Genomic DNA, 17,750 nt, shown 5'->3' with positions numbered 1-17,750 from the left:
TCGCTCTCCTCGCCCCGAGGACGGAGGACCGCCGGCGGGACGTACGCAACACTACGCTTGGAGCCCCGCGAATACGGGCAGGGCGCAGATAACGGGGAGAGTCAAGGCCTCCGCCGCCGACATTCGTCGATGCTCGGACGCTATCAACAAAGACCTACCCGGGTTTTAACAGTGGGACTTGCGGGGACAGTGCCGCCGGGGCAGCCGGTTGTGTGTGAGACGATGTGCAACGGGGCTCTATCGTCTTGGTCCGGCTCATGAATCGATGGGCGGGACCTTCGCCTCGACCGGACCGGATCCGGACCCGGGTGCGTACAGCCGGCGCGGGCCGCGATCGGGCAATCACCGACAGGGTAAACGAAGGGTGTCGGGCGCGGAGAGCATTGGGTGGGAATCGAGTCGGGCTGCCTCGGCGGCGCATCAGGACATCGGAAATCCGAACGGGTGAGGCGCGATCCGCTTTCGGGCCAGGTGAGACCCGCAAAGGCTTCTTCCCGGCAGAGGGGGAGGTCGCGCGGCGGTCCGGCTGGACAGCGCGCACAAAAAAGCCCGGCGCGAGGGCCGGGCTTGATCTCTGGACCGCGATGGATCCGCGGAGGCCTCAGGCGGCGGCGGGGGCCGCCGAGAGAGCCTTCACGCGGGCCGCGAGGCGCGAGACCTTGCGGGAGGCGGTGTTCTTGTGAACGATGCCCTTCTGAGCAGCGCGCATGATCTCGGGCTGCGCGGTGCGCAGGACGTCGGCGGCGACGGCGGAATCGCCGGCGGCGATCGCCTCCTCGACCTTGCGGATGAAGGTCCGCATGCGGGAGCGGCGGGAGCGGTTGATCGCCGTGCGCTTGGCGATCTTGCGGGTCATCTTCTTGGCCGACGTGGTGTTGGCCATGGGCATCCTCGTCTCGTCGGGCGATACCGACGGGCCGGTGCATACCGGGGGTCGGTCAACGCGTGCAGGTTATCAGGCAATAGCGAAGCCGCAGCGCGCGAACGCTCCGCTCCGGCAGAGCGCGCTCTATAGACAGGCGAGGCCCGCGCGTCAACGCGGGGATGCCGGTGCGCCAGCGGGTTGATCCGGCCGGCCCCCACCCGGATGATGCTGGTCCAACAGCGAAAACGCGCAGGCGGAGACCCCCATGCCCCACCGCGTCAGCGAGGCCGACGCCGCGCGCATCGCCCGCTTCCGGCCGGCCTCCGGCATGGAGACGCCGCGATTCGCCGGGCTGGCGAGCTTCATGCGGCTGCCGGTGCGGTCGCCCGAATCGGCCGACGGCGTCGAGATCGGGCTCGTCGGCATCCCGTTCGACGGCGCGACCACGAACCGGCCCGGTGCGCGGCTCGGCCCCCGGGGCGTGCGCGAGGCCTCGACCGGCACCCGCATGGTCAACCACGCGAGCGGGATCGCGCCCTACGCGCTCGCCGCCTGCGCCGATCTCGGCGACGTGCCGGTCAACCCGATCGACGCGGCCGAGACCTGCCGGCGGATCGAAGGCGTCTTCGCAGGTCTGCGAGAGCGGGGCGTCGTGTCCTTCGCGGTCGGCGGCGACCATCTGGTCACCTATCCGATCCTGCGCGCGCTCGGGCGGGGGCGCCCGCTCGGGCTCGTCCACATCGACGCCCACAGCGACACGGACGACGCGCAGTACGATGGCACCCGTCTCACCCACGGCACGCCCTTCCGACGGGCGGTGGAGGACGGCGTGCTCGACCCGCGCCGCTGCGTGCAGATCGGCATCCGGGGCAGCATGGACGCGGCGGACGAGCGCGACTGGGCCTGCGCGCAAGGCATCCGCATCGTCACGATGGAGGAGGCGGTCGCCCGCGGGCTACCGGAGATCGTCGCCGAGGCGCGCGCCATCGTGGGCGCGGGGCCGGCCTATCTCAGCTTCGACATCGACGCGCTAGACCCCGCCTACGCGCCCGGCACCGGCACGCCGGAGATCGGCGGCTTCACCGCCCGCGAGGCGCTCTACCTCGTGCGGGCGCTGCGCGGCCTCGACCTCGTCGGCGCGGACCTCGTGGAGGTGGCGCCGCCGCTCGACCCCTCCGGGATGACGGCGCTGGCCGGCGGGCAGCTCGCCTTCGAGATCCTGTGCCTGCTCGCGGATGCGGTGGCGGCCCGGCGGACGGGCACAGGGTAGGGCGCGACACTCTCCCTCCCCCGCGGAGGGGGGAGGGGGCATGCCCGGCAGTCAGGCGAAGACGTATCCGCCGACGATCCTGAGGCCCACCGGGTGGCCGGCCGCGTAGCGCTCACCGTCGAAATCCTCGACGAGCAGCGGACGGCCAGGGCCCCGCTCGACCTCGATGCGCTGGCGGCCCTGGCTGCGGTGCGAGGCGCGCACCGTCCCGTGCAGATGCGCCCCGGCGGGGTCGGTCAGCTGGAACTGCCAGGGCCGCACGTAGAGCTTCACCGGGCCGATCAGGCCGGCGGGCGCGACGACGCCCGGCACGGGCCGGCCGTCGACCCGCACCTGCCCGCCCTCGGCGATAGCCTCGACCTCGACGGCGTCGCCTAAGAACTTCAGCACGGTCGCAGAGGCCGGGTTGTCCTGCACCTCGTCCGGCGTGCCGACCTGCTCCAGCCGGCCCCGGTCCAGCACCGCGACGCGGTCGGAGAGTTCCAGCGCCTCGTCCTGGTCGTGGGTCACGAAGATCGTGGTCTGGCCAGTGCGGTCGTGGATCTCGCGCAGCCAGCGGCGCAGGTCCTTGCGCACCTGGGCGTCGAGCGCCCCGAAAGGCTCGTCGAGGAGCAGCACCCGCGGCTCGACCGCGAGGGCGCGGGCGAGCGCCACGCGCTGGCGCTGGCCGCCCGAGAGCTGTGACGGGTAACGGTCGGCGAACCCTGAGAGCTTGATCAGATCGAGCAGGTCGCCGACCCGGCGCTTGATCTCGGCCTTCTCGGGGCGCTCCGCGCGCTTCCGGGCGTTCAGTCCGTAGGCGATGTTGTCGGCCACGCTCATGTGCTTGAACAGGGCGTAGTGCTGGAAGACGAAGCCCACCGCCCGCTTCTGCACGGGCAGGCCGGTGGCGTCGTCGCCGCCGAAGAGCACGCGGCCGCGGTCGGGGAAGTCGAGCCCCGCGATGATGCGCAGGAGCGTCGTCTTGCCCGAGCCCGAGGGGCCGAGCAGCCCCAAGAGCTCGCCCGCCCGCACGTCGAGGTCGAAATCGTGCAGCACCGCGGCCGTGTCGAAGGTCTTCGACAGGCCCTCGACGCGGATCGCCGTCGAGGGGCGCCCGCTAATGCCGGCCGCCGGCTGCGAGTTCGCCTGCGTAGCGCCACTCGAGGACGGATTTGATGAGGAGCGTGACAAGGGCGAGGCCGGCGAGGAGGGAGGCGACGGCGAAGGCCGCGACGAAGTTGTACTCATTGTAGAGGATCTCCACGTGGAGCGGGATCGTGTTGGTGAGGCCGCGGATGTGACCCGACACGACCGAGACCGCGCCGAACTCGCCCATCGCCCGGGCATTGCAGAGGAGGACGCTGTACAGGAGCCCCCAGCGGATGTTGGGGAGCGTGACGGTGAGGAAGGCCCAGAGGCCGGAGGCGCCGAGCGTCAGCGCGGCCTCCTCCTCGGCGGTGCCCTGCTCCTGCATCAGCGGGATCAGCTCGCGCGCCACGAACGGAAAGGTGACGAAGATCGTCGCCAGCACGATGCCGGGGACCGCGAACAGCACTTGGATCCCGTGCTGCACGAAGAAGGCGCCGAACACGCCCTGCGCGCTGAAGACCAGCACGTAGATCAGGCCCGACACGACCGGCGAGACCGAGAAGGGCAGGTCGATCAGCGTGACGAGCAGGCTCTTGCCCGGGAACTCGAACTTGGCGATCGCCCAGGAGGCCGCGATGCCGAAGACGAGGTTGAACGGCACCGCTATGGCCGCGACGATCAAGGTCAGCCGCACCGCCGAGAGCGCGTCCGGCTCGCGGAAGGTGGCGAGGTAGGTCTCGAACCCCTTCGACAGGGCCTGGACGAAGACGGTCACCAGCGGCAGCACCAAGAAGAGCGCCAGGAACACGACCGCGATCGCGATCAGGGTCCAGCGCACCGCGCGCCCCTCGGTGACGGCGCTGCGCGGCGTGTCGGGCTTGGCGGGCACGGCCGCGAAGGTCGTGGCGGCGGTCTCAGACATAGCCGAACCTCCGGCGGCTCCAAGCCTGGATCAGGTTGATGGCGAGCAGCGTCAGGAACGAGATCCCGAGCATGATCGTGGCGATCGCGGCGGCGCCCGCGTAGTCGTACTCCGACAGCTTGATCACGATGAGGAGCGGCGCGATCTCGGAGACGTAGGGCAGGTTGCCGGCGATGAAGATGATCGAGCCGTACTCGCCGACCCCTCGGGCGAAGGCGAGCGCGAAGCCGGTCAGCACCGCCGGGATCAGCGGCGGCAGCACCACCTTCCAGAGTGTCGCCCGGCGGCTGGCGCCGAGCGTGGCGGAGGCCTCCTCGACCTCCTTGTCGATCTCGGCGATCAGCGGCTGCACGGTCCGCACCGCGAAGGGCAGGCCGATGAACACCATCGCGATGAAGATGCCGACCGGGGTGTAGGCCGCCTTGATGCCGATCTTCTCCAGCTGCGCGCCGACGATGCCGTTCGGCGCGTAGACCTGCGCGAGCGCGATGCCCGCGACCGCGGTGGGGAGCGCGAAGGGCAGGTCCACCACCGCGTCCACGATCCGGCGGCCGGGGAAGCGGTAGCGGGTCAGCACCCAGGCCACCAGGAAGCCGAACACCGAGGCCGTGAGGGCGGCCAGTAGCGAGACGCCGAAACTGATCTTCAGCGCGCTCGCCACGCGCGGGTCGGCGGCGACCTCTAGGATCCCCGAGAGGCCGAGCCCGGAGGCGCGCACCACCAGCGCGCCCAGCGGGATCAGCACCACCAGCGAGAGGCACAGGATGGTGTAGCCGAAGGTGATCCCGAAGCCCGGGAGCACGCTGGGCCGGCGGAAGCGCCAGCGGGTCCTGGCCTGCCGGCGGGGCTGGGTCGATGCGGTCATGATGCGGTCAGCGGCCGGCCTTGCTGAGCTGATCGAACAGGCCGCCGTTGTCGAAGTTCCGCTTCTGGATGTCGTCCCAGCTGCCCTGGATGTCCTCGATCTTGAACAGCTTCACCTCGGGCAGGAGGGCGAGGTCCTTCGGGTCGGCGGCCTCGCGCTTCAGCGGGCGGTAGCGGTGCTTGGCGAAGATCGCCTGCGCCCGGTCGCCGTAGAGGAACTGCAGGTAGGCCTCGGCCTGCTTGCGGGTGCCCTTGGAATCGACGTTGGCGTCCACGAGTGCGACCGGCGGCTCGGCGTAGATCGAGGTCGGCGGCACCACGATGTCGAACTTGTCGGCGCCGAACTCCTGCAGCACCAGGAAGGCCTCGTTCTCCCAGGTGGGCAGCACGTCGCCGAGGCCCCGCTGGGCGAAGGTAACGGTGGAGCCGCGCGCGCCCGTGTCGAGCACCGGCACGTTCTTGTAGAGCTGGCCCACGAAGGCGTTGGCCTTGTCGGTGTCCTTGCCCTCGCGGTCGTAGGCGTAGCCCCAGGCAGCCAGGAAGTTCCAGCGCCCGCCGGCCGAGGTCTTCGGGTTCGGGGTGATCACCTTGACGTCGGGCTTGGCGAGGTCCGACCAGTCCTTCACGGCCTTCGGGTTGCCCTTGCGGACGAGGAAGACCACCGTCGAGGTGTAGGGCAGGCCCTCGTTCGGGAGCTTGGTGCGCCAGTTCGGATCGATCTTCTTCGAGATCCGGGCGATGGCGTCGATGTCGGAGGGGATGCCGAGCGTCACCACGTCGGCCGGCACGCCGTCGATCACCGTGCGGGCCTGCGAGCCCGAGCCGCCGTGCGAGGCGCGCACCGCCAGGGTCTCGCCGGTCTTGGCCTTCCACTCCTCGGCAAAGGCCGCGTTGATGTCGCGGTAGAGCTCGCGCGTCGGGTCGTACGAGACGTTGAGAAGCTCGGACTGCGCCCGCGCGGCGCCGGCCGGCAGCAGGGCGGCGAGCGCCAGCGCGCAGGCGAGGCGGCGCATCCGACGGGCGGTCGCGGCGGGATGGTGAGCGCGCAGATCGGTCACGTAGGCCTCCAGAGAGCCGGCGCGTCGGGGCGCGACCGGGGGTAGAGGCCCTTCAGGTGTTCGTTTTACAGAACGAAGTCAAGCTGCCTGCGCCGCGAACGCAACGGGTGATCTGTGCCGTCCACGACCATCATTGCCCACTTGTAGCTCGCATTCGCGCGATCTGAAGTCGACGACTGGAACGATCTTCTCCATTTGCATGCTGAAGGGGATGAAACTTATCCCCTCCGCTCGTACTTTAGAAAGAACGTCGCGTTCTCCGCGGAGCTGCGGCGTTTAGCGGGTGATCCGCTTCGGTGCGATCGGATCGCTGGCCGGGAAAGTTTCCTCGATCGCCTCGTCCAAGAGCCGTTCCTGGCGCGCCCACGGATCCTCGCTCTCGCGCCGCTGGCCCGGCGCCGCGTCCGCCGCCCGGTCCGAGAGCGACTGACCGCGACCGATACCCGAGCGGCTGGACGGCCGGCCATACCGGTTCCCGGACGAGCTCTCGGGTGCGTGCCGCGACCGCGCGGCGAGGCGCCAGGCCAGCAGCGCGAGACCGGCGACCGCGGCGATCGCCGCACCGGCCGCGGCACCGGCACCGACGAGGTCCGCGCCCGCCAGCAGGCCGTCGCCCCGCCGGCGCAGGGCTTCGATCTTCGCCCGGACATAGGCGTGGCCGGCCCGCTCGACGGCATCGGCGGAGAGTCGCTCGCGCGCCGCGGGCGCCAACTCGTGCACGTGGCGGTGCAGGCACTGGTCGACCGCGTAGGTGACGTCCTCGAAGCGGTTGAGCCAGCCGGAGGTCCCGCCGCCGCGCCGCGCGAGCGCCCTGAGGTCGCGCATGTAGGCGGTGTGCTCGTGCGCGAGCTCGTCCACGAGCCGCGCGGTGCGTGGATCCCGCCGCAGCGGCGGGAAGAGGCTGGCGGCGAGCGCCGCACCGTGCCGGTCGAGTTCGTCGATCAGGTCGCCGAGCAGCCGCTCGCGACTGCGCACCACCCCCGGACCGTTCAGGGCGTTCGGCGTCTCGTGGATCAGCTGCGCGATGTTCGCGTGGTCGTTCTCGATGAGCTGCCAGATGTCCATGCGACCTCGTCCTCCCGGGCGACCCGGATCCCTGTCCGGGGCCGCCGCTCCTGTCGTCCTGAACAGGCGGCCGGCGCAGCCGATTGTTCCGCGCCGTCCGCTCCGTCGGTCAGCCGTGCTGGCGCCGCTTCAGGCTGCTCTCGTCGCCTGAGAGGTCGGTCATCGGATTGGCGAGGCCGCTGGTGTTGCCCGCCCGGCCTCCGGCCGCGCGCGCCTCCGTACCTTCGCCCTCCTCGGAGCCCTCGGCACCGCCTGCGTCCAGCCGGTTGCCGGCATGGTCCTGGTACTGCTCGGTCTGCACGTGCTTGCTGTCGAGGCCGCGCTGGTCGGTGTGCTGGCTCTTGTCGCGGTTGGACAGCACAATGTTCTCGGGGAGGATCCCCTCCGGCAGATCGGTCATCGCGCCGGTGCCGGACTGCTTGCCCTGGGCGCCCGGGCCGATGCTGGTCTTGCTGGCGTTCGCCATGATCATCCTCCGTCTTCGCCCCGCCGCCTGACCGGCGGGCGTCAGGCGAACCAAGATGGCTGCGCGACCCGGCAGAGCAAGCGGGGCTGTCGCGAATTTATCCGCCGGTCTTTCTGGAACAATTTGCCCGCAGCGACGATGGCGGTCGCTCGCTGTGCTCGTTCCTAATCATGGATCATCTTCATTTTGTCTTGGAGGATCTGCGGCTCTGACCTTGCGGAAACGTTCGCCTCCGCGATGAACCCTGCCCCCGGCCCGGCGTTGGCTCTTTGAGCGAGCGCGGTCCCGGCGCGGGCCGCCGCGAGACGCATCAGGGAGAACCGCCATGGATCCGAAGACGCGGCCCGACGCGGCCGAGCCGCACGATTCGCTGCGCAGCTTCGACGCCTATGCCGACCGCAACGGCCAGGACCTCGGACAGGACGAGGCGCGCGACGTCGCCCGCCCCGCGCGGTTGCAGCAGGGGATGGCCGAGAGCCCCGACTGGCAGGCCGAGATGGCCCGCATCGCCTCCGGCTTCCCGCGCCGCGACGCGACGGGTGGCGGCAGCATCGCCTCGGTCGAGGCGACGGAGGCCGAGACCCCGCCGGAGAATCTGGAGCGCATCAGCAATCCCAGCACCCGGCCCTGAACCTGTTCCCGACCCTTCGACAACGGAGATCCGATGACCACGAAGCCACCCCCGGTTCCGCCCGCGAACCGCTCCGACAAGGGCCCCGGCAGCGCCGCCGCCGCGCCGACCGAGACGGGCCCCAAGGGCTCCAGCCAAGCGCGCGACCCCGAGAAGGTCGGGCAGGCCGGCAACTCGAAGGTGAACACCACGCACCAGGGATATCAGCAGGACCGATGAGCACATCGAGCAAGAACCCGGCGGCCGACCGCCATCACGGCGGTCCGGGCAGCAGCCACCAGGACGCCTCGAAGCCCCGCGCGGAGCAGCGCTCCGGACCTGCGCCGGGCTCACCCACCAACGACACGCGCTCGCACGTCTCCGGCGGCGGGGGCGAGCGCGACCGGCACCACCGCCACAGCGGCCAGGGCCACGCGCCGGACCGCTCCGACCGGTCGCACTGAGCGATGGCCGAGCGGGCGCGGCCGATTCCGTTCCCGCTCGGCGCCGGCTTGCTGTTCGGTCTCGGGCTGGGCGGCTTTTTCGACGGGATCGTGCTGCATCAGGTGCTGCAATGGCACCATATGCTCAGCAACTGGTACCCGGCCGACACGATCGACAACATACGCCTGAACACGCTCTGGGACGGCATCTTCCACTCGGCGACCTACGTGTTCGTTGTGCTGGGCCTGTTCCTGTTCTGGCGCTCGGCGCGGCGGCCGCACGTGACATGGTCGAGCGCCCGCTTCGCGGGCGCCGTCCTCGTTGGATGGGGGCTGTTCAACCTCGTCGAGGGTCTGGTCGATCATCAGCTCCTCGGGGTGCACCATGTGAACGAGTTGGCGCCGCGAGACCACTGGCTCGCCTGGGATCTCGGCTTCCTCGCCTGGGGGCTCGCGATGATCGTGGCGGGCGCATGGTTGGTGCGTCGCACGCGCGCATCGGTCCCGTGACGCGGCCTCCGCCTTCCGGTGCGCCCCCGGGCCGGCTTGGCGTGCCGGCGCGTGCTTGGATCCTCCTGTTCCTCGCCCTCGCGCTGGCGACGGCACCGGCCTGGCGTTTCCTCCTGAACGAGCCTGCCCTGCCGCTGGAGGCGCTGCTGCGGCTGCGCTGCTGATCCTTCCGCGGGTGCCCCGGTTGACGCTGCGCGCACCAACGCCCTAGACACGGAGCAGCTCGCCGCGCGGCGTTGCGCGCCTCAGGAAGGGTGGCCGAGCGGTTTAAGGCAGCGGTCTTGAAAACCGCCGTGGGGGCAACTCCACCGTGGGTTCGAATCCCACCCCTTCCGCCACTATATTCCTAAGCCATTGTCAGCGCAGGAAGCGTTGACTTCCAAGGGGTTACGCAGCACCTGTGCTACAGGTTGTTGCTACAGGTAGCCCCTGCACATGGGCCTGGAAACTCGTCTCGTCCGCCGCAAGAATGGCACCTACTCCTTTCGTGCCTGGGTACCTCCCGAGTTGCGTGAGGTGATCCCTGGAGGCCGAAGCGGGCAGAAGTGGATTGCCCTTGGCACGGCCGATAGGGCTGAAGCGGTTCGACGCGCCCGCTTGAAGACGGTCGAGTTTGATCGGGAGTTGGATACCGCCCGGCGTCGCTTGGCCGGGGCTGAGGACACCATCAGTCAAGCTGAGGCAGACCGCTTCGCATCTGCATGGCTGTCACGTCTGCTGGCTGATGACGAAAGCAAGCGTCAGAATGGCGTTTCCCCCGAGCGCTTCGACCGCATGCTCCATGCTGCTGAGCTTGTGGCGCCGATGGTGGCGAAGGAGCTGGCAACTGGCAGCATGGACACGATTTGGAGTGAGGTCGAAGGCGTTTTGAAGGCGCACGGTCTCACCGCCCCTGAGGGATCGGAGACATGGCGGCGTCTGGGCTTCGCCATGCTGAAGGCTCAGAAGAAGTGGTCCGATGGGGTCATTCAAAGGAACCGCGGAGAGGTGGTCGAGACCCCACCGCCACCCTCAGCAGCCTCGTCGCCACGCTCCTGCACCGTTGAGGAGCTGATACAGGCATACCTGTCGGACCCTACCCGCACCCGTACCCCCGGAACCTTGAAGACCTATCAGACTGTCTTCAGGGCCATGAGGGAGTTGCTGGGGGCGGAGACCCCCGTGGACAGCATCCACCGAATGGACTGCGAGCGTATCCGCAACGTCATCATGCGGCTTCCCCGGAACGCGTCTCAGCGGTTTCCTGGGCTGTCGCTGGAGGAGGCCGCGAAGGTGGCCGATGCGGAGAAGCTGGAGCGGCTTGGGGTTTCGGCAGTCAACAACTACCTCCACAACCTCTCAGCCCTGTTCAAATGGGGCGTGAAAAACTGGAGGGTCATCCGCAACCCGGCTGAGGGGCTGGCCCTCCCTGATGATCGGGATGAGCGTGATCTGCGTCAGCCCTTCAGCACGGCACAGCTCAAGGCCATCTTCAACGCCCCGCTTTACACGGGCTGCCAGGATGACGAGGCAGGGTACGCCAAGCCGGGGCCAAACGTGATTCGACGTGGCCGCTTCTGGGTGCCTCTGTTATCGTTGTGGACTGGGATGCGGCTTGGGGAGTGCTGCCAGCTCCGTACCGATGACGTGAGCGTGCTGGACGGTGTGCCGGTCATCCTCATTGATGATGCCGGTGAGCCTGGGGCTGATGAGGCCGACAAAAAGCGCGTGAAGACGGAAGCCGGCAAGCGGTTCGTCCCGATCCATCCCGAGCTGCAACGCATCGGCTTCTCAGCGTTCGCGGAAGCCATGAAGGCCAAAGGAGAGCGCCGCCTGTTTCCCGAGCTGATGCCCGACAGCCTTGGCTATCTGTCTGGACCCTTCTCTAAGTGGTTCAACGACAAGCGGCGCTTCCTGGGGAAGCTCGACATGGACGTGAACGGGGTATCGTTTCACAGTTTCAGGCACAACTACCGGGATGCCCTCAGGGAGGCCGAGATTGGCCTTGAGCGGGTTCGGGCGCTTGGAGGGTGGCGTAGGGACAGTGAAGGAGAGGAGGCCATCTACGGTAAGGGGTTGAAGGCCTCGACGCTGTACCGGGAGATCGAGAAGGTACGCTATGCAGAGCTGGACCTCTCGCACCTGCACATTCATCCGAGAGGCCGAAGATAGTCTTCTCAGTCACGGCGCGTGGTGGAAAGAACGACTGCGTGGATGCGATGTTGTGCGACACCCCCAATGACCATTTGTGCCCCGAATTTACGTGCCGTTCAGAGGCCGATGCACAAATATTCATACCTTATAATTGACTAATAAGGATTTTTCTGTGTCGGGCATTGTTATTCGTGAATTTCGTAGTCCTAGGAGCAAACTCGCAAGGGCGAAGCATCATATAGCTAGCCTAACGACGGCGCTAGACGAGTATAAAAATCAAGTTCATGTGGAAAGTAAGATTGAATTACTCACACCTGATCACGGTGCGATCTACAAGCGCTGGAAGGACATCCCTCATATTGATACCTCGATTATATCCGGCATGATACGCCAATTGCACAATACCCTTGAACCGCCTTACGCTCACTGCCTACACATTAACGCTGCCCCATTGGAAGATTTGAATGCCATAGCAGCTGACGTTGTTCAGAACTTACGCCAGGCACTGGACCATGCCGCATGCGCTTCCGCTCGATCCCTCGGACGTACGGATGGGAGCGTTTATTTCCCAGTGCGCTCTGGCACGACAAATGCTGACGAAGTCGAAAGAGAAGCAAAGCGGTTTAAGGATCAGACACGCAAGTTGCACGATGACGTTCGGGCAATCATAGAGAAGGCGGACCCTGGAGGAGGTCTCATATATGAGCTACATAAACTCGGCCTCGCAGACAAGCATCGCTTAATCTGCGAATGCAAGCCATATGCGTCGGCGCATTTGCGTCACATGAGAGCTGGAACTGGATGGATTGTTTCAGGATTCGATGGCGATGAATGGGACTCGACCTCAAACCGCTTGACCTTTGCGCTAACTAGCTCCCCCCAAGAATTGGACTACAGCTTTTCCTTCAGTATTGAAGTTCGTCTAAAAGCGGGCGGCGCAATAGGAGCCAAGCCAATTATTACTGCTTTCGGAAACCTGGTAAAGGTTGTTGATCGCACAATTGAAAAGATTTATAACAAAACTTGTCAAATTCATAAGTCTGGAGGATGTTGAGCCTCGATACAGTGCGATTGCTACATTTGAATTATAAATTGCCTCATAATCTCATCCAGAGCGCTACTGCTGTGCCTTAAGCGTACATGCGCGCACCAAAGCGATCCCTAGCGGAGTAGCGTAGACTGTCCTGATGGACATACCGCCGGTCGTGAGAGTAGGGACGATACAGCCGAGTCGGTTCAGATTCCATGCTGATATAGCGACTTCTCCTTGCGGCTCAGGATGCCAGCTTCCCTCCTCCGCCTGTGCGTAGCCGTCAGGCAGTTCAGCAGTGGGGACGGCCCCATCTAAGTGCGGCTTATTGGTAACGTTCTTTGGTGCCTTGACGATAGCATCTAAGATGCGGACATCCAAAGAGCCCATATCTTTTAAAATGCTTATAAACGCACGCTTGATCTCGATCCACTATCTGCGTTTGCGGCGTTGACGAGGATCTTGGCCCACGTATCCTGAAGCTCATCGTTTTCCTCCAGGCTTGCGGCTTCCAGAAGTGGCACCGCGATGTTCAGGGCCAACCGGCGAGATGGTTCAGTCAAGCCGGCCTCCTGGAGGAACTCTTTTGCTCGGACCATGAGTCGCTGCTGTCGCTCCCACCGTGCGTATCGCAGCCGATCTTGAACGATATCGGATGCGATAGCGAAGGGGCCTTCGATGAACCGTGCAATGAAGCCTCCAGCCTCTCTGCTTGCATCTATTGCCTTACCTGATGCCTTAGCAATCTCTTGCACGGCTTTTGCTTCTTCGTCGAATGCCACAGCACCCTCCCCACTGCTATCCTGGTGTCGTTTTATCCAAGCATGCTTGCTAAATAGCTAGGTAGAAGAAGTGCGCCTTCAACAATCTGCCCGATACCTTTTGCAACCTAACCCATTCCGTGAGGCTTCCCCGTTCGCGATCCTGTCCACGCGCTCGTTCAGCACATGTCCAGCGTGGCCCTTCACCCACGTCCACGCAACGCTCTCATGCCGCTCCACAGCCGCATCAAGCCCTCGCCATAGGTCCGCGTTCGCGACAGCCTTACCGCCCGCTCCACGCCAGCCCTGAGCCTTCCAGCGGGGCAGCCATTCCGTGATGCCCTTGATGACGTACTGGCTGTCCCCGATCATGTGGACGATGGCGCCCGGTCGGAGGGCGTTTAGGCCCTCGATGGCAGCCCATAGCTCCATCCGGTTGTTCGTGGTCTCGGGCTCACCGCCCTTCACGATCTTCTCCCTACCCGTGCGGTCATTGATCAGGATGGCCGCATAGCCTCCAGGGCCTGGGTTCCCGAGACAGCCTCCGTCAAAGGCGATGGTGATGTGGCGTACTGGTGCTGGCTCTGGGGCGTTGGTCTCGTCTGACATGATGCTCTCCTTCTGAAATGAAAAAGGGAGAGGCCCGCGAAGGCCCCTCCCGTGTTGATGGTGGTCGTGATGATGATGGTGGTGGTTGCTGACCCGCCTTACTGGCTGGGGTAGCGGGACGATGCGGTGTTTATGAGCTGGAGCATACCGGGGTAGTTGTGCAGCACGTTCAGGGCCTTGGAGAGGTTCCGAACGTCACCGCTGGTCACATGCCCATCCTCGTGAAGGGAGCCTGTGAACCCCTTCACGCCCGTGTAGAGCCCGTCCAGCAACCCGACCGTGGGGTTGGACATGAGGCCGGCAGTGGGCTGCTGCGTGCTCCGGGTGTTGAACAGGGGATCGAACCCGAACAGCTCTGCCCCCAGGTCGAAGGCTCCGGGGATGAGCGACGATGCACCGGCACGCTGGAATCCCGCCTGAGCGATCTTGCGGTCACTGAGGCGGTCTGAGGCGGCCTTGGCCCGGTCCTCCTCACTCAGACCGATAAGGCTGAGGTTGGTCTGAACGGTGTAGGCCATCGCCCCGAACATCATCGAGGCCATGAACCCGTAGAGGTCGTTCAGCTCATGGGTGTGGAGGGCCGACAGGGTTTGCTTCGACCATGCACCGAGGACGAAGTTGCGGAACTGGGTCACCACCTTGGCCACAGGATGCCCCAGGACGGCGTTCATCTGCCCCAGGTCGTTCTGCTGGACTGCCCGTCTGGTCCACGTCGAGATGGCATGCTCGAACGCTGAGCGAACCTGCGGCTCCCACTGCTCCAGGCCGAGGATGCGGACCTTACGGCCGTTCTCCCCGTACATGCCCACAGCCATGCGGATGGCAGTGCCGTAGGGGGTCGCAGCAAGGCGCCTCTCCACCTCAAAGTCCTTCTGAGCCTGAGCCAGACGGAAGTTGAAGTCCTGCTCACTCATCGACTTGGAGAGATAAGGCAGATAGGAGGGCGGCAGACCCTTGACATCATCCCGCTGAAGGGTCTCCTGAGTGACGCTATACCCAGGATCGTAGACGGTCTTACCGTTGGACTTCAGCATGTTGCTGACCATCCAATCCTGTGAAGCACTCTCACGGGCAGCCTGAACGAGGCTGTAGGCTTCCCTCTCGCGCTGCTCTGCGGCCTTGCGTTGGTCCTCGAAGGTGAACGGGACACGCATTGCAGTGGACGCAGGGTCCACCTGAAGACCCATCCTGGCGTTGCGCGTAGAGCGGGCGTCCAGGGCCTCGATGTGCCACGGCTCGTGCGCCATAGGGAACCCAAGGCCGTACTTAGCGGCGTTGGCGTGTATCCATGCCTTCACCGCAGGGTCGCCACCCATGTTGATGTCAGCGGCCTTACCGTGGTTGTGTTGGGAGTTCCCTGGAGGAGCCACCCACTTACGGGCAGCTTCCTCAGAGCCGTACTTCTTGACAGCCTCAGCGAACAGCTCAGCCTGTCGTTCAGGGGATCGATAGCCGCTGTTGATCTGGAACTTAGCCCGGATGTTCTCGGGCATGTCAGCCACCATGTTGGCCAGACGGGACTTCAAGTCCCAGTCCATCCTATCCAGATGGTCCCTGTCCTTACCCTGAGCGAGGTACGGAGAGAGGTCTACAGCGGGCTTAGGGTGTGCCCCCTGTTCGCCCATCTTCTCACCAGCCCAGTTGTAGAGCTGACCCACGGTCCTGACGTTCTTGAAGATGCCGGGGTTGCTGTCGATGGCCTTCCGGTCCAGCACGCGCTCAACCGGAGTGTCAGGGTCAGCACCCATCAGGAGGGAGCCACCCGTGGGCCCGAAGACCCAGCCCAGCTTCATCTCAGCGGCGTTAGGCTTGCGCCCTAGCTTGCGCTGAAGGTTCTCGCTGATCTCCCTCATGTAGAAGGGAGCCACACGGGCCTGCTGAATGGCATCGCGAGGATCGGTGAGCCCGAGCTGGGGATAGCGAGCTGCCAGATCGTTCCACGTAGGCCCGACGATCTGAAAGATGCCCACGGCCGATGAGGTTGCCGCCTTCAGTCTCGGGTTACCTGTAGCGTTCTCCGTGGACGCCAGCTTGCGCATCACGCCCGCGTCTACACCCGCTGAGGCAGCCGAACGCTCCAGCTCGGGTTCCCATGAAGCGCCCGTGATGGGGGCGTCTATAGGAGCCCTGTCGGGCATTGGAGGGGGCATCAGGTCCACAGCCCGTTTGCGGGGCTCTGAGGGCACCGTGGGGGCCGGGGGAGTAGCCACAGGCGGCTGAGGCTTACCGGAAGGCGGGGCCTCTACAGGAGTCGCTACGGGCTCCTGAGGTGGCATCTGAGGCGGTGCCACCTGCGTCATCGAGGGGAGCTTAGGAGTGGCAGGTACAGGCTGCTTAGGGGCCGTGACGCTGAGTTCGGGCAGCACGGTGCCTTCGCTCGCGCCCTGTGATGGGACGGGATCGTTCATGGTGTTCCTTGGGATGTGAATGAGAAAAGCCCCGGCGTGCAGGCCAGGGCTTCAAGACGTTCGATAGGGACAAACGAAAAGAGGAGCCGTGTTAGGGCTCCTCTACAGGTCGTTCAGGGACTTGTGCGCTTCGGTAGGCGCTAATTCCGAGCGGCCATCAGGTCATGCGTCAGCACGGTCAGCTTGCCTATGAGGCTCGTGATGTCCTTGTGCTCGCAAGACCAGTGCGTATCCACCACCTTGCCGTCCGTGGACACAGTTGCCACAGCCACGGAGCGCAGCTTACCCTCTCGTGCCAAGACAAGCTGGTCCTGTAGGACTTGGATGAGAGACGCCAACTCCGCATCAGGCTCTGCGACCACCAGCCGAGTAGGTAAGGTGATGACTCGTGCGCCCTCAGCCGCTTGTTGACGCTCACCCATGCAGTCGCTCCGTCTGTGCCTCAGGCTCTGACGGGGAGTTCTGCACCGCACTGTGCTGTGAGTGTGGCTGCTTGGCTGTGGGCCGGGCATGGCTCGTTGGAAGAGGGCGGAGCCGCCTAGTCTGCTGCCTTACGGTTCCTGTATATGGTCGTTTGGTGTTCCTTAGACAGCAGCAGGCAGGTGAGTAACGCTGACAGGGATGTTGAATGAGGTGATGCTTTGGGCTGCTTCCTTCATCACCACCTCTATCTCCGATGCCTTGGGGGATTGACAGAGAAGACCGTCATGGATGGTGAGGATAGGGACAGCCCTGGACTTCATCTCCCTCATCACCTCGATGAGGATCAGGCTTTCCGTGTTCTGGAGTTGCTTGGCGAGACCCCGGCCCAGACAGTGGCTCAAGGCTGGGTGACGGGACAGGAGGGCATCCCTGAAGCGAGGCACTGACCACGCTAGCGGGAGCCTTGGGTCACTGTCCTCAGGCTGAGGCCATCCCCGCTTCCGGGTGAAGGGATCACACAGGAGGGTGTTGAACGCCTTCTTCACAGCCTCGCGGTGCTCAGGGTCGATGCCCGGTAGAGCGTAGATGTCACCGGGAGGAGGCTCGACCCCAACGCTGGCATAGGCCAACCGAGGGGCCATTGCGCTGTAGTCCAAGAGAGTGACGGGTCCCCCCTCGATCCTGATGTGGCCCCTCCGGTGCCGCTGGAGGTTCTGCCAAGCACCGCCGTAGAGGCGCCCTCCAAGAGACGCATCAGGTTGTCCCTCCGCGTCGCAGAGGAAGTGCCTCCGCTGAACCCGGTTCTGGAGGTCCACCATCCCGAGACCATCATCCAGGAAGGTGATGTCTGCCTGAGCCTGGAAGGCGTTGAGGCTCCTCAGGGTGTCGCGATGGTCTCGGAGCGTGGCAGTGTCTTGGTACTCCACCAGCTCCTTACGGGCAGGGCCATCAGGGGTTGTGACCACCTTCCGGCTGAACAGGATGACCTCTTCCCCCTCGATCCGTCCGAAGTCGGTCAGGGAGATGCCCGCCTCTGTCACCTTGGCCTTGAGCACAGCCGTAGGCGCGATGGACGAGGCAACGCCTCCGCTCCGATCTCGGTAGCCTCGCTCCAGGCTGAGCCACCCGATAGCATCGAGGGCCGCCAAGAGGTCACGGAAAGGCCGCCCGAAAGCTGGGCTATCGTACCGACTGAAGCCGCTGTCACCGTTGCCCGTGAGAAGCGCGATGCGTCCCGTAGGC

General features: G+C 65.4%; 20 protein-coding genes and 1 tRNA gene. 9 read left to right on the top strand and 12 right to left on the bottom strand.

What is annotated here, in order from left to right; all coding sequences use genetic code 11:
- Nucleotides 1-601: 601 nt before the first annotated feature.
- On the bottom strand, nt 602-883 hold the full coding sequence (rpsT, locus tag DK427_RS25930; RefSeq protein ID WP_109953892.1) for a 30S ribosomal protein S20: 282 nt from the start codon (nt 881-883) through the stop codon (nt 602-604).
- 247 nt (nt 884-1,130) lie between these two features.
- Here rpsT and speB point away from each other — a divergent pair, with 247 nt between their 5' ends.
- On the top strand, nt 1,131-2,135 hold the full coding sequence (gene speB, locus DK427_RS25925; protein ID WP_109953891.1) for an agmatinase: 1,005 nt from the start codon (nt 1,131-1,133) through the stop codon (nt 2,133-2,135).
- Between the two features lie 51 nt (nt 2,136-2,186).
- Here speB and DK427_RS25920 read toward each other — a convergent pair whose 3' ends face one another.
- From DK427_RS25920 to DK427_RS25895, 6 genes are all read right to left on the bottom strand, one after another.
- Nucleotides 2,187-3,215 (bottom strand): sulfate/molybdate ABC transporter ATP-binding protein, encoded by a 1,029-nt coding sequence (locus tag DK427_RS25920; RefSeq protein WP_425452613.1) that lies wholly within the window; start codon nt 3,213-3,215, stop codon nt 2,187-2,189.
- A gap of 19 nt (nt 3,216-3,234) precedes the next feature.
- Nucleotides 3,235-4,128, bottom strand: a complete 894-nt coding sequence (gene cysW, locus DK427_RS25915) for a sulfate ABC transporter permease subunit CysW (protein WP_109953890.1) — start codon at nt 4,126-4,128, stop codon at nt 3,235-3,237.
- Nucleotides 4,121-4,993, bottom strand: coding sequence for a sulfate ABC transporter permease subunit CysT (gene cysT / locus DK427_RS25910; RefSeq protein WP_109953889.1), 873 nt, complete (start codon nt 4,991-4,993; stop codon nt 4,121-4,123). The genes cysW and cysT overlap by 8 nt, the downstream gene beginning before the upstream one ends.
- A 7-nt stretch (nt 4,994-5,000) precedes the next feature.
- Nucleotides 5,001-6,005, bottom strand: coding sequence for a sulfate ABC transporter substrate-binding protein (locus DK427_RS25905; protein ID WP_109954396.1), 1,005 nt, complete (start codon nt 6,003-6,005; stop codon nt 5,001-5,003).
- Nucleotides 6,006-6,326: 321 nt separating this feature from the next.
- Entirely contained in the window at nt 6,327-7,115 is a 789-nt protein-coding gene (locus DK427_RS25900) for a hemerythrin domain-containing protein (RefSeq protein WP_109953888.1), read from the bottom strand.
- 109 nt (nt 7,116-7,224) lie between these two features.
- Nucleotides 7,225-7,581 (bottom strand): hypothetical protein, encoded by a 357-nt coding sequence (locus DK427_RS25895; protein WP_109954395.1) that lies wholly within the window; start codon nt 7,579-7,581, stop codon nt 7,225-7,227.
- Nucleotides 7,582-7,906: 325 nt separating this feature from the next.
- Between DK427_RS25895 and DK427_RS25890 the strand changes: the two genes are divergently transcribed.
- From DK427_RS25890 to DK427_RS26595, 8 genes are all read left to right on the top strand, one after another.
- Complete coding sequence (locus DK427_RS25890) at nt 7,907-8,212, top strand: hypothetical protein (RefSeq protein ID WP_109953887.1); 306 nt, start codon at nt 7,907-7,909, stop codon at nt 8,210-8,212.
- Nucleotides 8,213-8,245: 33 nt separating this feature from the next.
- Nucleotides 8,246-8,431, top strand: a complete 186-nt coding sequence (locus DK427_RS25885) for a hypothetical protein (RefSeq protein WP_109953886.1) — start codon at nt 8,246-8,248, stop codon at nt 8,429-8,431.
- A complete protein-coding gene (locus DK427_RS25880) occupies nt 8,428-8,655 on the top strand; it encodes a hypothetical protein (RefSeq protein WP_109953885.1) in 228 nt (75 codons plus the stop codon). The genes DK427_RS25885 and DK427_RS25880 overlap by 4 nt, the downstream gene beginning before the upstream one ends.
- 3 nt (nt 8,656-8,658) lie before the next feature.
- Nucleotides 8,659-9,144: a DUF2243 domain-containing protein gene (locus DK427_RS25875; RefSeq protein WP_109953884.1), complete on the top strand. Its 486-nt coding sequence runs from the start codon at nt 8,659-8,661 to the stop codon at nt 9,142-9,144.
- Nucleotides 9,145-9,185: 41 nt separating this feature from the next.
- Nucleotides 9,186-9,308, top strand: a complete 123-nt coding sequence (locus tag DK427_RS27440; protein WP_281276970.1) for a hypothetical protein — start codon at nt 9,186-9,188, stop codon at nt 9,306-9,308.
- An 84-nt stretch (nt 9,309-9,392) separates the two neighbouring features.
- A tRNA-Ser gene (locus tag DK427_RS25870) sits at nt 9,393-9,482 on the top strand.
- A 97-nt stretch (nt 9,483-9,579) separates the two neighbouring features.
- Nucleotides 9,580-11,295: a site-specific integrase gene (locus tag DK427_RS25865; RefSeq protein WP_109953883.1), complete on the top strand. Its 1,716-nt coding sequence runs from the start codon at nt 9,580-9,582 to the stop codon at nt 11,293-11,295.
- A 154-nt stretch (nt 11,296-11,449) separates the two neighbouring features.
- Complete coding sequence (locus DK427_RS26595) at nt 11,450-12,331, top strand: hypothetical protein (RefSeq protein ID WP_162559900.1); 882 nt, start codon at nt 11,450-11,452, stop codon at nt 12,329-12,331.
- Between the two features lie 380 nt (nt 12,332-12,711).
- On the opposite strand, the gene DK427_RS26590 is transcribed toward DK427_RS26595, so the two are convergent.
- From DK427_RS26590 to DK427_RS25845, 5 genes are all read right to left on the bottom strand, one after another.
- Nucleotides 12,712-13,089: an Abi-alpha family protein gene (locus tag DK427_RS26590; protein ID WP_162559899.1), complete on the bottom strand. Its 378-nt coding sequence runs from the start codon at nt 13,087-13,089 to the stop codon at nt 12,712-12,714.
- 78 nt (nt 13,090-13,167) lie between these two features.
- Nucleotides 13,168-13,677 (bottom strand): ribonuclease HI, encoded by a 510-nt coding sequence (gene rnhA, locus DK427_RS25860; RefSeq protein WP_109953882.1) that lies wholly within the window; start codon nt 13,675-13,677, stop codon nt 13,168-13,170.
- Nucleotides 13,678-13,775: 98 nt separating this feature from the next.
- A complete protein-coding gene (locus DK427_RS25855; protein WP_245930727.1) occupies nt 13,776-15,716 on the bottom strand; it encodes a M15 family metallopeptidase in 1,941 nt (646 codons plus the stop codon).
- A 509-nt stretch (nt 15,717-16,225) separates the two neighbouring features.
- A complete protein-coding gene (locus tag DK427_RS25850) occupies nt 16,226-16,507 on the bottom strand; it encodes a hypothetical protein (RefSeq protein WP_245930726.1) in 282 nt (93 codons plus the stop codon).
- 162 nt (nt 16,508-16,669) lie between these two features.
- Entirely contained in the window at nt 16,670-17,656 is a 987-nt protein-coding gene (locus DK427_RS25845) for a hypothetical protein (RefSeq protein ID WP_109953880.1), read from the bottom strand.
- Between the last annotated feature and the right edge of the window lie 94 nt (nt 17,657-17,750).

The sequence above is a fragment of the Methylobacterium radiodurans genome (genome assembly GCF_003173735.1).
In the GTDB taxonomy this organism is placed as follows: domain Bacteria; phylum Pseudomonadota; class Alphaproteobacteria; order Rhizobiales; family Beijerinckiaceae; genus Methylobacterium; species Methylobacterium radiodurans.
The sequence above is the reverse complement of the archived record's forward strand: the minus strand, read 5'-3'. Positions and strand labels throughout refer to the sequence as shown.

Coding starts and splice junctions, on each gene's coding strand:
- rpsT (WP_109953892.1), bottom strand. CDS start 883: ATGGCCAACACCACGTCGGCCAAGAAGATGACCCGCAAGATCGCCAAG.
- speB (WP_109953891.1), top strand. CDS start 1,131: ATGCCCCACCGCGTCAGCGAGGCCGACGCCGCGCGCATCGCCCGCTTC.
- cysW (WP_109953890.1), bottom strand. CDS start 4,128: ATGTCTGAGACCGCCGCCACGACCTTCGCGGCCGTGCCCGCCAAGCCC.
- cysT (WP_109953889.1), bottom strand. CDS start 4,993: ATGACCGCATCGACCCAGCCCCGCCGGCAGGCCAGGACCCGCTGGCGC.
- DK427_RS25905 (WP_109954396.1), bottom strand. CDS start 6,005: ATGCGCCGCCTCGCCTGCGCGCTGGCGCTCGCCGCCCTGCTGCCGGCC.
- DK427_RS25900 (WP_109953888.1), bottom strand. CDS start 7,115: ATGGACATCTGGCAGCTCATCGAGAACGACCACGCGAACATCGCGCAG.
- DK427_RS25895 (WP_109954395.1), bottom strand. CDS start 7,581: ATGGCGAACGCCAGCAAGACCAGCATCGGCCCGGGCGCCCAGGGCAAG.
- DK427_RS25890 (WP_109953887.1), top strand. CDS start 7,907: ATGGATCCGAAGACGCGGCCCGACGCGGCCGAGCCGCACGATTCGCTG.
- DK427_RS25885 (WP_109953886.1), top strand. CDS start 8,246: ATGACCACGAAGCCACCCCCGGTTCCGCCCGCGAACCGCTCCGACAAG.
- DK427_RS25880 (WP_109953885.1), top strand. CDS start 8,428: ATGAGCACATCGAGCAAGAACCCGGCGGCCGACCGCCATCACGGCGGT.
- DK427_RS25875 (WP_109953884.1), top strand. CDS start 8,659: ATGGCCGAGCGGGCGCGGCCGATTCCGTTCCCGCTCGGCGCCGGCTTG.
- DK427_RS25865 (WP_109953883.1), top strand. CDS start 9,580: ATGGGCCTGGAAACTCGTCTCGTCCGCCGCAAGAATGGCACCTACTCC.
- rnhA (WP_109953882.1), bottom strand. CDS start 13,677: ATGTCAGACGAGACCAACGCCCCAGAGCCAGCACCAGTACGCCACATC.
- DK427_RS25855 (WP_245930727.1), bottom strand. CDS start 15,716: ATGCGCAAGCTGGCGTCCACGGAGAACGCTACAGGTAACCCGAGACTG.
- DK427_RS25850 (WP_245930726.1), bottom strand. CDS start 16,507: ATGGGTGAGCGTCAACAAGCGGCTGAGGGCGCACGAGTCATCACCTTA.